This is a genomic window from Bacillus sp. 166amftsu (assembly GCF_900107445.1).
In the GTDB taxonomy this organism is placed as follows: Bacteria; Bacillota; Bacilli; order Bacillales; family Bacillaceae_G; genus Bacillus_A; species Bacillus_A arachidis.
On the sequence record NZ_FNQA01000039.1, the window covers coordinates 1 to 12,697 of the forward strand.

Consider the following 12,697-nt stretch of genomic DNA (forward strand, 5'->3'; position numbering starts at 1 on the left):
ATAAAAGTAGAAGCGGCTCGTTCAGAATGGAAGGGGGATGGAGCTTCTGACGTAGAGGCGCTCTTTGCCTCGTAGGAAGATGCGAAGCCACCGACTGTTCTAGCCGCTGGGGCTGGATATCAATAAAAGCACAAGCGGCTAGAATGAAATTAAACAAACGTTTGATTAAAAAAATAAGCACAGAGCGCCGTATGCTCTGTGCTTATTTTTACTATAAAATCTATATATCGGACAATACCCCTTAGTCGAAAGCAATTTTCACGTCCATCCCCCAACGAACGATCTACTTTCATTTATATACGAAAAAGTGACTGCTATTTTTGTAAAACCAATTGCTTCTCTTGTTGTTCTTTAGATACCTCAGTCTTTGGTTCCGTGTTTGCTTGAACACTACGATGTGCCACACGTTTCAAACAAATATGCTTCCACTTTCTTTCGTAACGCTTCATTATTCTAGTTGTCCCCCTTGAATACGCTTAAAAACCATTTGAAATCGCTTACAATAAATAATATAGCACATATACGGAAAAGTGACAACACATTTCCGACAAATTTTTGACACAAATTTGGATTATGTTTGTCAATATATCAATAGTTTACACATTACAGCGAATATCCGACAATATGCGACAAATTAAATAAAATCACAAACCCTGTCAAATAACTATGATTTGGTTTATCGTCCTCTTTCCCTAAACGGATTGAACCATATTTTGAAAAGATTAAAAAGATAGCTAAACCTAAGAAAATAGAAACAGAAATAATAGAGAACCAAACTTACTTACTAACGCCGTTTGGATTGTAGCTGTTACATTTCCTAAACTACCTTTTCCAATAACAGACTCAGGAATAATCCCCCCTGCAATACATAATGTTAATGAGATAAATCGGATAAACAACAATTTTAGTGAGTGGGTTTTCTTCATTCCACACTGATAATTTGCTCTCATCAATCAAGCTTTTATAGAGATATCTTCTCTAAATATTGAGATGCACATATCGCTATTCACGAATAGCTGGATAAAATGAAATATTTCTTGTGGTGATTTTCTTACGCCCCGCAAAAATGAGCCTTCACCAATTGAGTTCTTGATAGACAGTTCCTTCCCCCTTATTCCCTTTAAGAATGGAAAAGAAGAGTATGACTGTCCGTTGGTATGAGATAGATGCGAATGGAAAAGTGTGTTTTTCCAAAAAAATGATGTGTTACAGTTGTAAAAAAGGCACATGCACGGATTGCGCCCCTTTCTTTTTGTAACAATTATGCGGTTGTTTTTGTAGGATATAGCACTTCTTTGTGAGCAAATAAACAAATTGTTTATGTTTATATAACTATTTTAGTTATATATCGACGAATTACTCAAGGAATGTAACCTTTTAGTAACCATGTCGTAACGATCGCGCAACATTATTATCTTAATCGAAAAACATCCTTTGAGTTACAAATAATAGAGATATCTACTAAACCTCCGAAAAACATGGAACGAAAACCGCTTTCTATTATTTTTTTCTATATTACAGAGTATTAATGATTTGTTACGAATGGTTTGTAATTGTGTGTTTTCCCAAATTCCGAAAAAAACTGTTGCTATAATGAGGACACGAAAACAAACGCAATGGAGGCTATCATGAAAAAATTAATTGGTATAGCAACAGCAGCAGTTTTTGGTCTTGGGATTTTCACTACTTCTGCACAAGCAGAAACTGTTGTAACAACAGACGTATTAAATGTACGAGAGAACCCAACTACTGGATCACAAGTTGTAGGCAAAGTATTAAATGGTCATAAACTAGATGTTACAAATACAGAAAACGGATGGTCAAAAATCAAATTAGATGGTAAAGACGCATTCGTAAATGCAGAATTCACAAAAAGCATCTATTACGTAACAGCAAACGTATTAAACGTACGTGCTGAAGCGAACACAAACTCAGAAATTCTTGGTACGCTTAAGAAAGACGATATGATTGAAACAACGAACCAAGTACAAAATGAGTGGTTACAATTCGAATATAATGGGAAAACAGCTTACGTTCATGTTCCTTTCTTAACAGGTACAGCACCTGTTATTGAAAAACAAGAAACGCCTGTACCTACTAAAGCAGAAGCGCCTGCTAAAACTACAGCACCTGCTAAAGCAGAAGCACCAGTAGCACAAGCAAAACCTGCTACTCAAGTAAAAGCAGCAGAAACAAACGCTCCTTCTGGTGGCCGTGAACTAACAGTTGTAGCGACTGCATATACAGCTCATCCGAGCGAAAATGGCGGCACATATGGTGGCCGTGTATTAACTGCAATGGGTCATGACTTAACAGCGAATCCAAACATGAAGATGATCGCTGTTGATCCGAAAGTGATTCCACTAGGATCAAAAGTATGGGTAGAAGGATATGGAGAAGCAATTGCTGGTGACACTGGCGGTGCAATTAAAGGTAACCGTATCGACGTTCTAGTTGGCTCTGATTCAGCTGCTGATAAATGGGGACGTAAAACTGTAAAAGTGAAAATTTTAAAATAATCAATTACTGCTAAAAATTCAGCCAGTCCTCTTATTATTTGAGGGCTGGCTTTTATTTTTTTATAATAACAATAAGGAGGTTACAATATGAACCTGAATGCAAAAATAGATTGGATTGGTACACCAAAGCCCCATCATGATGGGACAACAATTGATTTTTCACTTGAGCATGATGACAATCGCTATAAATTAATCGTGCTCAATTACGATCAATCGGTTCAGTATAAATTCGTGCAATACGGGATTAAGCCAGGATCACAAAAACCATTTCCAATTGATATACCATTTCAAGAAGAAATGCTTCCATTAATAGAAAGAATTCTACAGGATCCATATGTACAAGCTTTTCGTATTTTGTAGAATTGGCGATATATCATGCGAAAAGACTATCTCTTTCTCTAAAAGAGATAGTCTTTTCGCATTTCAACATATGATTCGCAAATTCATTTTTTCTGTTTTCACAGCTTTTTGTTTATAATGGTAGAGGAAAGAAATCTTTTGTACGGAGGAAAATTATGCTGCAACATTCAATTACGAAAGATGAAATTATGATGATCGCGAATGAATTTGTTCAAGGACTTGATCCGCAGCAAGAAGCCGATCAAGTACATGTTGCCACTGCTCGTCACTTATATCGCAGCGGTCTTGTCTACAACGTTGATTTTGATGGCTATACGTTATCAGGCACCGTAGACGCTGAAGGGAACGTGTATAGCGTTCATATTCCGATTCGTGATATCGCAGAAAGTTATTGTGATTGCTTTGCGCCGACGCAATGTGAGCACATGCTTGCTGTTTTACTATCTGCTGCTTCTAGCTTCGGACAAGTGGGAGAAGTATTAGCATTATTTAAAAATAAAACGAAGCCATCACTCCCTCCGATTCGAACAGCAAGGCAAGTATTACAATCGTCTGCATTTGAAGAAACGGATTTTAAAAGTTGGCACGCATATTTTGAATCTGAATATGGCGCATTTAAAAAAGAACAAGCACGGCTCTCATATAAACAAATGTATTTTCTTATGAGTATCTTTACAGACTTTTATATGAAATTAGAACGAAAAGCACCGCGCATCGTTGCCATTCATGAATTGTTCAAATTACACGGCGCACTTTTTTGCTTTCAGAAGTTATTAGAAGAAGCCAGCGACTTTGAGACAAACAAAAAGTATTCCTATCACCAACCAATTCAAGTTGTTCGTCTCTTTGTCGATAAAGTTGAATCACTTGTACGTGACTTGAAGTCAGAATCAATTCCAGCTGAAAGTGAACCAATTTTGCAAGAAACAGCTCGCCGAATGCATGATATTTTCTTCTCTACCGACTCCTATACACAGGAAAGATTCTTTATTTACCGGCATATATGGGGAGAGCTACTAGCAAAAACAGCTTGGATACAAGAAGAAGAAAAACGAATTGACGAGAAGATGCATCCACTATCGAAAGCACTCGCCGCTTCTCATCTATTCTTTTTAAAACAAGAAGACAATTCTGCTATGGACTTGCTCGAAACACAACCAGCGCAAGTTGTCGGTCTTTATTTCGATTGGCTCGAAGATTTACTGAGCACTATGCAATGGGAACGCGCCAAAAACTGGCTTTCTTTCACATATAAACAAGTGAAGAACACAATGAAAGATAAAGCCGACCCTATTTTTATAAAAGATATCGTCCGTTTGTTCATTATGATGTATGAAACATATGCAACGCACACAAATGAACAAGCTGGTCTTGAAATGATTTTGCAAGAGCTATTGCCATACAGCTTCACAAACTACGAGCACTATATACTAGCAAAAAAACAATATTATACATGGACAGAACTTCATCTTTTGTACGGATTTGAAGCCATTGAACTATTAAAAGAACCACTAAAAGAAATCGAAAAAGAAGCACCAGATGCAGCTCTTCCGCTCTATCATCTCGCAGCCGTACAAGCAATTGAAGAACGGAATCGCAAGTCATACCGCCGGGCGGTCCGTTACTTAAAGAAATTACGCATGCTCTATAAGCGGCTCAAACGAACAGATGAATGGCACACTTTCATTATCCATATCGCCAACTCATATTCACGCCTAAGAGCACTACAGGAAGAACTCCGGAAAGGAAAATTAATCGATGATCATACAAACTGAAGTAACAATTCGGCTCCAGCACGTAAATCAAGGTTGGTTTCTTTGGGGAGAAGATGAAATCGGCAATCTCTTACCTATAAAAGATTGGAAACAACATGCCTTCACATGGCATTCGACTTCCTTCTATGGCACCTTCTTGAAAGAAGCTACATATGAAGGTCGAAGTGGGATTATGCTAACGAACGTTCAGGCATTTGAATATATTGCCAACAGGCCAATGAATTCATTTGCCAGGCTGAAAATGAATGGTCCCATTACCACACTTACACCTGATGCAAAGGAACTATGGGATGCCTTTGTGACTGGAAGCTTTATACCTGATATGAAGAGCTGGTCCGATCGCCCATCATGGAAAGTGAACAATGTTTCAACTGAAGATGATACGCTATCATCACTTTTCTCTCAGGCAATTAATGAAAGTATTCTTCAGGACACGCGCTCGAGTGATGGCTGGGAGGATGCAAAAAGGCTATATGAGCACTATGATTTTACGAAGAAACAGCTTACAGCAGCGATGCATGAAGAAGATTGGCTCCGAAAAATTGGTTACATTGAGGATGACCTTCCCTTTACAATCGGTCTTCGCCTCCAAGAGCCGCAAGATGACTTTGAAATGTGGAAGCTTGAAACGATTATTACGACAAAGCGCGGAGCACACCGGATCTATGTATATACTAGCATCGATTCACTACCAAAAAGATGGCATAGCTATGAAGAACGTATTCAAGAAACGCAGGAAGGGTTCGGCAAACTCGTTCCATGGCTTAAGGAAGATGATCACTTTCGAACTGAGCTTTATGAAACAGAAGCATGGAGCTTCCTAACAGAAGCAAGTAACGAATTATTAGCAACCGGCGTTGATATTCTACTACCATCTTGGTGGCAGAATTTAAAGGCAACAAAACCGAAGTTACGCGTTCAACTGAAGCAGAATGCGAATCAAACACAATCCTTCTTCGGCATGAACACTCTCGTCGATTTCAACTGGCGCGTTTCCACAGATGGTATCGACCTATCAGAGAGTGAATTTTTTGACCTGGTCGAACAAAACAAACGACTCTTTAATTTAAACGGACAATGGATGCGACTCGACCCTGCCTTTGTTGAAGAAGTGAAAAAACTAATGAAGCGCGCAGATAAGTATGGACTTGAAATGAAGGATGTCTTGCAGCAGCACTTATCAAACGCTGCTGAAGCAGAAATCGTAGAAGAAGACAATCCATTTACAGACATTGAAATTGAGCTAGATGGTTATTACGAAGAGCTCTTTCAAAAGCTACTGCATATTGGAGACATTCCAAAAGTTCAAATATCCTCCTCCTTGCAAGCTACACTTCGCCCCTACCAAGAGCATGGTGTAGAGTGGCTCTTATATTTACGAGAGCTCGGATTTGGAGCATTGCTAGCAGATGATATGGGTCTTGGAAAAAGTATTCAAACCATTGCTTACCTATTATACGTAAAAGAAAACCGCCTCCAAACAGGCCCGGCGCTCATAATAGCACCGACATCTGTTCTTGGAAACTGGCAGAAAGAATTTGAACGCTTTGCGCCAAACTTACGAGTGCAACTACATTATGGAAGCAACCGCTCAAAAGGTGATTCATTTAAGGACTTCCTTCAAGATGCAGATATTGTGTTAACTTCTTATGCATTAGCACAACTCGATGAAGAGGAGCTAAGCGCGCAATGTTGGGATGCCATCATTCTCGATGAGGCGCAGAATATAAAGAACCCGCAAACGAAACAATCAAGAGCTGTTCGGCAATTGCGGGCAAATCATAAAATTGCTTTAACAGGTACGCCGATGGAAAACCGTTTAGCAGAGCTATGGTCTATTTTCGATTTCTTGAATCACGGATATCTCGGAAGCCTAGGTCAGTTTCAGCGTCGCTTCGTAACACCGATTGAAAAAGATCGTGACGAAGCAAAAATCCAGCAAGTACAAAGGTTCATCTCACCATTCTTACTACGCCGGACGAAACAAGATCAAACAGTTGCATTAAACTTACCGGAAAAACAAGAACAGAAAGCATACTGCCCGCTAACAGCTGAACAAGCATCACTTTATGAACAGCTCGTACAAGACACGCTACAAAACGTCGAAAACTTAACAGGCATTGAAAGACGCGGTTTTATTCTAATGATGCTTAGTAAGCTAAAGCAAATTTGTAATCATCCTGCGCTTTATTTAAAAGAAGATTCACCGAAAGATATTGTGCAGCGCTCCATGAAGACACAAACATTAATGGACCTGATTGAAAATATAAAAGATCAAAATGAAAGCTGCTTAATTTTCACCCAATATATCGGAATGGGAAATATGTTACAAAAAATATTAGAGGAGAAATTCGGTCAACGTGTTCTCTTCCTAAACGGTAGTGTACCGAAGATAGAACGCGATAAAATGATTGAACAGTTCCAAAATGGAACATACGACATCTTCATCCTATCATTAAAAGCTGGCGGCACAGGTCTAAATTTAACTGCGGCAAACCATGTCATTCACTACGACCGCTGGTGGAATCCAGCTGTGGAAAACCAAGCGACAGACCGCGCTTATCGCATCGGTCAAAAGCGATTTGTACACGTTCATAAACTCATTACAACAGGTACACTCGAAGAAAAAATCGATGAAATGCTAGAGCGTAAACAATCGCTAAGTAGCGCTATCATCACAAGTGACAGCTGGATGACAGAACTATCAACAGACGAATTGAAAGAACTACTCGGTGTATAATAACCGCCGATATATGAAAAAAAGGAGCTACCCCAAAGGTTAGCTCCTTTTTCTATACCAAAACCAATTACTTATTATAATACCTGTCAATCCGCCCGACGTATCTAAAACTGTATCTTGCCACATCGGTGTACGGTCACCTGTAAACCATTGATGAATTTCATCGAATGTTGCATACCCAGCGACAAAAAGAAGTGCAAATAAAAAGGATCTCTTCCTCGAGCATCCTGAACGATACAATGCATAGTATGCCAATGCTCCAAGCATAAAGAACACCATAAAATGAGCTCCCTTACGCAGGAAAAACTCAATAAAGCCGCCAACACCTTTATTCGCAATACTAACTGGTGTACCTCCGCCGTAATCAATGGATACCCATGAAAAATGTTCTTTCACAAATTCTACGTTCACGTACTGTTCAATATCTGAGCGCATATCCTGCTTCTTATACGGCTGCGCTGAAGAATAAAAAATAATCCCGATCCATAGTAAAACGGGAATCCAAACTAACCTTTTACGATTCATCTGTAGAAACTCCTCTCTCATTCTTCTAAGAGTACCAAAAAAAAGAAAAAATTTCACGCCAAAATATGACCATTGCCCCCTATATATATGATGAAAAGGGGGTGAAAAACATGGCGATTGAAACAATTGTAACTGATTTAAGCTTACGCCTTGTCCTAAACGGCGGCACAGACAAAAACGGGAAAGCAATTCTTAAAAACAAACAGTTTAAACGAGTAAAACCAAACGCTGATGTAGCAAAGGTGCATGAAGTTGCACATGCACTTGCTTCATTGCAAGAATTAAAGCTTCATGCTGTTCAACTTTTAAGCACATCTGACATCTCGAATCCGTAAAATTCTAATGAAAAGGAGGTAAATGAAAATGACAGTACTTGAGCTCATTTTCTTGAAAGAGGATGGAAAAACCGTTGCCTTTTCTATCGACAATCCGATTACACCTGTGAATGAACAAAACATTAACCAAGTGATGGACACGCTTCTCTCCTCTACAATTTTCTTATCACTTGGTGAAAATACCCGTAAAAAAGGAGCACGCCTTGTTGAAAAGACAGTATCCGAAGTAACAATTGCTCCTTAAACGATTAAGACGAAGCTGCATTACTTTGCAGCTTCGTCTTTTTTCTTCGGCATCTCAATCGGAATAAAAATATGAGAAAACCCGACTGAAACATATTTATAATTTTCTTTCCCTAGTGTAAATTCTGTCGTATATGTCGAGAAGAAAATATAATCGCTTCGCTTTGTATAATGGTTAATCAACACATCAACTTGTGGCTCTACATATTTCTTCGCTAACTTCTTACCAATTGTCGCAAGTTCACCAACAAGCCCATCTGGATCTTCTTTTTCAACCTCTGCTAATTTTTTACTAATATCATTGCGATTCATAAATTGCTTTGCTGCCCATTCTGTATATTCCCCTTTACTTGGGTTGCTGCTTGCTAAATATACGAAAAGAAGGACAACAAGTGCCATAATAATGATATACTTCCGTTTCATATTCTATCACCGCCTAACTGTTTCTATTTTCATATATATGTACAAGTGATGCAAATTATATAAACCTAACTTAAAAAGCGATAGAAACTCTTTCTTTTTAAGAGGTAAAAAAGTATAGATTCATTTTCGTATGCAAAACAACTTATATGTCAAAAAATTAAAATGAACTTATACAGAAAACTTACTATTTACAAGGTAAAATTAAATTTACAAATATTTACAAATAATTAAAATTGTTTTTATATTCCATCTATATACTAAAATATGTAAAAACCAATATTTTTTAAGGGAGGCTTTTCAGGTGCATGATCCAGCTAATCTGTATGCTATTTCTAGTACCGTAATGATGATGATGTCTTATGAAGATCCGTTTTATCGTACTCAAATCCATACCACCAAAGGAATTCTCTACTCACCTAAGACACCTTTAGAACTAATAAAAGAATTGATTATCTTACACAATTATTCCACATATGAAGGCAGACGGAAAGCAATTATTAAAAAATGGGATTTACGACAAAATACACCGATCCCAATTAATCATCGGCGATTCATTTGTGCCATTCCGACAAAATCACCTACCGCTTGGGATTGCATCTGGGTCTTCTACAAAGGTATTAAAGTAATAAAGAAAGACGTGAATAATCAAGCAATACTACATTTTTATAATGAAGAAACAGCAGTTCTCCCCATAACCTGCTACAAAATGAAACAGCAATGGAGAAAAGCTGGTAATTTAATCGCTCAAATGATGCTTGATGATTTTCATAACGATTTCTAGCATAAAGTGAAACTTTAATCAGTCGCGGGGCTCTGACTGCCCGTTAAGGCAAGATAAACGAAATAGAGACAAGATATCCTCTTGTCTCCATTTTATATTTCCTATACCTCAGCCTGCATCTTCCCCAGCGCCTGCCGATATACCCATCTCACTTGATGATACGTCATCCCCATCTCTTCAGCAATTTCATGTATCTTCTTTCCTACATAAAAACGTTCGTAAATAATATGTTTCTCTTTCTCATCTAACAAACTCATATAATCCTGAACTTCTGATGATGCTTCCGCTCCGCATACATTTTGCAAAATTTCCTGTCCAGCGAATGTATGCCGCTTTTGAAATCTACTTTCTTTCTTCAACTTCTCTATTAAATATCCGCGCACTGTTACGAATGCATAAGCTGAAAAAGTCCCCTTCTCTTCCTCATACTTTTCATATGCCTTCCAAAGTCCAATTAAACCGCATTGATAGTACTCTTCATAATCCCGGTACAGACAAAGCCTCTTCATTTGATTTTTAATCATCTTTTCATACAACGTAACTGTTTCTGTAAAAGTAGCCGGTTTCATATCGTGCCTATTTCTAAAAGGTATACCTCTTTGTTATTCCGCGGTACCTTTACAATATAAGAAGATAAAGCGGATTTCATGGTGAGTTATTTGAAATTCTGCATAGGGAAATTTCAAATATCTGTAGAGGAAATTTGAAATACGAGGCCTAGTATTTCAAATACATACAAAAATAAAAAAAACGACTCCTGATCGAGCCGTTTTCTGCATATATTCTTATCCATTGAAACTTTGCATAAACTTTGCTAATACGATAACAATTAAACTTAAGAACGCTGCTTTAATAATGAAGAGAACAACAACTGGAACCGCAGCTTTTACTTTTCCTAACCCAGCTGTAATTTGTAATCCAATCCAAATTAATACGATATTCCATAAATAAAATATCTCAACTACACTACCAATTGCATACCCTGTAGTACCTTGGTCAAATAATGGTGCTAAGCTTGTATACCCAGTTGCACCACTTCCAAAAATTAAACCTAAAAGAGAATTAATAAGTCCACCAATAACAACAACAATGCTTGAATATACAATAATAGCTAGCAATTTTTTGTAAGGAGTATCATTTCCAAAAAACATCATAAAGATTTTATAGACAGCTGCTACAATAAGAGTTCCAATTATTATCCAAATAAAACCTGAACCGATTGACTTACCAACTAAATATCCGATAGATTCTTCTTGGCCTGTGCCAAATTTCTTCTGAATTTCCATCATCTCAGGCGATGATTGCACCACATATGTAGATAATCCATTTACAAGTGCTTGTAACAACGCAACCAAAAAGAACATACCCCAAACCTTATCAGTCGCTTTCATTCTCTCAAACTGTAAGCCAGGAGATGTGATCATTCCTAGTAAAGATGGTTTTTCTCCACTAACCTTTTGCGAATTAACATTCGGTTCCATTCTAAAAAACCTCCTTGTATTTATATAACCCGTTCTAACGGGCGGTTCGCATCCTCTTTACTAGAGGCGGCGAACCGCCCATCAGAACACTATGTATGTGTAGTAGAGGAGCCCCCTCTACTACACTAGCAATCTATTCGTAACGAAGTGCTTCAATTGGATCTAATTTCGCTGCTTTGTTCGCTGGAATTAATCCGAAGATAATGCCGAGCGTCATCGAGAATAACACACCGCCAACGACAACTTCCCATGAAACAAGAGGTGGCCATTTTGCAAATGTGGACACAATATATGCGCCTCCGTAGCCAAGGCCGATTCCAATTAATCCACCAAGAAGCGTTAACATAACGGCTTCAATTAGGAATTGCAGCAAGATTTTACTGCGCGTTGCTCCAAGTGCTTTACGTACCCCAATCTCACGCGTACGCTCTGTTACGGATACAAGCATGATGTTCATTACACCAATACCACCAACGACTAATGAAATTCCAGCGATACCGCCGATGATCATCGTCATGATACTTGTTACTTTCGAAACACCTTCTTGGAATTCTTTTAAATTCACCATTTCATATTTACCGGAAATCTCACTTGGCTTACGGCTATTTAACACTTCAACTGCTTTTTTGCCGGCAGTCTCCAAACTATCTACATTTTTTGACTGTACAGCGATACTTTGAATTTCATCTGTTCCGTATAAAGTTGGCCATAATGTAAGAGGAACTAGCGTCTCTGAAGGACCCATTCCCATAAACGAATTCTCTGATTTATACACACCGATAATTTGCATCGGTTGACCCTTCATCTCAATAATTTTCCCAACAGGATTCTCTTTCTTAAACAACTCATCTTCCATTTTCGTACTAATCATGACCACGTTATTTCCTTGCGAAATATCGTTTTCATTGAGTGAGCGACCCTTTACTACTTTCGTCTTATTGACTTCAAAATACTCACTATCTAGTCCAATAACATTAACCATCTCTTTTTTATCATTAATTTCAAGTGGTTCCATCGTATTATTTGTTGTAATGACATGAGAAATTTCCGGGAGCTTTTTCACTTCAAAGATGTCTTCTTCCGTTATTTTCGGTATTTCACTCGCTCCCATTCCATACGGATCATTAATATCCGCAGCGAAGTGGATTGGCATGACATTATTACCAGAACCAGCAATTTGTGACTTTAACATTGCTTCCCCACCTTGCCCAATCGCAACAACAGTAATAATAGAACCGACACCGATAATAATTCCCAGCATCGTAAGTGCTGAGCGCAGTTTATGAGCTAAAATAGAAGATAGGGCAATTTTGATACTATCTAGTAAACTCATACCGCACACCTTCTATCTTCTGTAATTTTCCCATCCCTTAACACAATTCGGCGCGAAGAATACGCCGCAACTTCTTCCTCATGTGTAACCATAACAATCGTCGTACCTTCTGCGTTTAACTTCGTGAATATATCCATAACTTGTTCCCCTGATTTTGTATCAAGAGCACCAGTTGGCTCATC

Annotated in this window: 13 protein-coding genes and 2 pseudogenes; 7 read left to right on the forward strand and 8 right to left on the reverse strand. The window is 38.2% G+C overall.

Annotated elements, in window-relative coordinates; translation table 11 throughout:
* Positions 1–314 precede the first annotated feature (314 nt).
* Positions 315–449, reverse strand: coding sequence for a hypothetical protein (locus BLV40_RS29705; RefSeq protein ID WP_090695650.1), 135 nt, complete (start codon positions 447–449; stop codon positions 315–317).
* A 184-nt stretch (positions 450–633) separates the two neighbouring features.
* Positions 634–926 (reverse strand): annotated as a pseudogene (locus BLV40_RS26885) (BCCT family transporter); the annotation flags it as partial.
* Positions 927–1,628: 702 nt separating this feature from the next.
* Between BLV40_RS26885 and BLV40_RS26890 the strand changes: the two are divergent.
* The 4 genes from BLV40_RS26890 to BLV40_RS26905 all read left to right on the forward strand — a co-directional run bounded on the left by BLV40_RS26890 (position 1,629) and on the right by BLV40_RS26905 (position 7,394).
* The gene (locus BLV40_RS26890; RefSeq protein ID WP_090695652.1) at positions 1,629–2,519 is read left to right on the forward strand and encodes a cell wall-binding protein EntA; all 891 of its coding nucleotides are present in this window, start codon (positions 1,629–1,631) and stop codon (positions 2,517–2,519) included.
* Positions 2,520–2,606: 87 nt separating this feature from the next.
* Complete coding sequence (locus BLV40_RS26895; RefSeq protein ID WP_090695654.1) at positions 2,607–2,879, forward strand: DUF3910 family protein; 273 nt, start codon at positions 2,607–2,609, stop codon at positions 2,877–2,879.
* Positions 2,880–3,034: 155 nt separating this feature from the next.
* On the forward strand, positions 3,035–4,654 hold the full coding sequence (locus tag BLV40_RS26900) for an SWIM zinc finger family protein (protein ID WP_090695656.1): 1,620 nt from the start codon (positions 3,035–3,037) through the stop codon (positions 4,652–4,654).
* Positions 4,638–7,394, forward strand: coding sequence for a DEAD/DEAH box helicase (locus BLV40_RS26905; RefSeq protein ID WP_090695658.1), 2,757 nt, complete (start codon positions 4,638–4,640; stop codon positions 7,392–7,394). The genes BLV40_RS26900 and BLV40_RS26905 overlap by 17 nt, the downstream gene beginning before the upstream one ends.
* Before the next feature lie 39 nt (positions 7,395–7,433).
* Here BLV40_RS26905 and BLV40_RS26910 read toward each other — a convergent pair whose 3' ends face one another.
* Positions 7,434–7,919: a VanZ family protein gene (locus BLV40_RS26910; RefSeq protein ID WP_026593998.1), complete on the reverse strand. Its 486-nt coding sequence runs from the start codon at positions 7,917–7,919 to the stop codon at positions 7,434–7,436.
* A gap of 110 nt (positions 7,920–8,029) precedes the next feature.
* Here BLV40_RS26910 and BLV40_RS26915 point away from each other — a divergent pair, with 110 nt between their 5' ends.
* Together BLV40_RS26915 and BLV40_RS26920 are read left to right on the forward strand one after the other, a co-directional pair.
* On the forward strand, positions 8,030–8,254 hold the full coding sequence (locus BLV40_RS26915) for a DUF1659 domain-containing protein (RefSeq protein WP_026593997.1): 225 nt from the start codon (positions 8,030–8,032) through the stop codon (positions 8,252–8,254).
* Positions 8,255–8,282: 28 nt separating this feature from the next.
* The gene (locus BLV40_RS26920; RefSeq protein WP_090695660.1) at positions 8,283–8,498 is read left to right on the forward strand and encodes a DUF2922 domain-containing protein; all 216 of its coding nucleotides are present in this window, start codon (positions 8,283–8,285) and stop codon (positions 8,496–8,498) included.
* A 20-nt stretch (positions 8,499–8,518) separates the two neighbouring features.
* Here BLV40_RS26920 and BLV40_RS26925 read toward each other — a convergent pair whose 3' ends face one another.
* The gene (locus BLV40_RS26925; RefSeq protein WP_026593995.1) at positions 8,519–8,920 is read right to left on the reverse strand and encodes a DUF4359 domain-containing protein; all 402 of its coding nucleotides are present in this window, start codon (positions 8,918–8,920) and stop codon (positions 8,519–8,521) included.
* A 301-nt stretch (positions 8,921–9,221) separates the two neighbouring features.
* Here BLV40_RS26925 and BLV40_RS26930 point away from each other — a divergent pair, with 301 nt between their 5' ends.
* The gene (locus BLV40_RS26930) at positions 9,222–9,701 is read left to right on the forward strand and encodes a competence protein ComK (RefSeq protein ID WP_090695662.1); all 480 of its coding nucleotides are present in this window, start codon (positions 9,222–9,224) and stop codon (positions 9,699–9,701) included.
* Positions 9,702–9,802: 101 nt separating this feature from the next.
* On the opposite strand, the gene BLV40_RS26935 is transcribed toward BLV40_RS26930, so the two are convergent.
* The 4 genes and pseudogenes from BLV40_RS26935 to BLV40_RS26950 form a co-directional block, all read right to left on the reverse strand.
* Positions 9,803–10,270 carry a sigma-70 family RNA polymerase sigma factor gene (locus tag BLV40_RS26935; RefSeq protein ID WP_090695664.1) on the reverse strand — a complete coding sequence of 156 codons (468 nt, stop codon included), beginning with the start codon at positions 10,268–10,270 and terminating at the stop codon, positions 9,803–9,805.
* Positions 10,271–10,486: 216 nt separating this feature from the next.
* Positions 10,487–11,182, reverse strand: a complete 696-nt coding sequence (locus BLV40_RS26940) for a YknW family membrane protein (protein WP_090695666.1) — start codon at positions 11,180–11,182, stop codon at positions 10,487–10,489.
* A gap of 133 nt (positions 11,183–11,315) precedes the next feature.
* A complete protein-coding gene (locus tag BLV40_RS26945; RefSeq protein WP_090695668.1) occupies positions 11,316–12,515 on the reverse strand; it encodes an ABC transporter permease in 1,200 nt (399 codons plus the stop codon).
* A pseudogene (locus BLV40_RS26950) lies at positions 12,512–12,697 on the reverse strand (ABC transporter ATP-binding protein); the annotation flags it as partial. The pseudogene BLV40_RS26950 and the gene BLV40_RS26945, both read right to left, overlap by 4 nt.